At 59.8% G+C, this 251-nt stretch carries 1 pseudogene; it reads right to left on the bottom strand.

The window, feature by feature from the left end:
- A pseudogene (locus tag KVH01_RS29615) lies at positions 1–251 on the bottom strand (IS3 family transposase); the annotation flags it as partial.

Here is a 251-nt window from a genome sequence, read left to right on the forward strand (position 1 = left end):
TGTTCCCGATCCGGATTCAGCAGCACCGTTCCTACCGGTTCCCAGTTGCGTGTTTGCCCTGACCACCGTTCAGGTCTTTTTCGGCGCTCCCGCTCATACAGCTCATGGCGCAGCGCCAGGATCTGATGATCTTGCCCACCATGGCGCTCTGACGGGGTGACGAAGCGGATTCGGCTGTGCCTGTGTTCGCTGTTGTACCACCGCATAAAATCCCTCACCCAAGTCCGTGCCGCGTCTAAGCTGGCGAAGCC

It is taken from the genome of Pseudomonas khavaziana, from assembly GCF_019145205.1.
In the GTDB taxonomy this organism is placed as follows: domain Bacteria; phylum Pseudomonadota; class Gammaproteobacteria; order Pseudomonadales; family Pseudomonadaceae; genus Aquipseudomonas; species Aquipseudomonas khavaziana.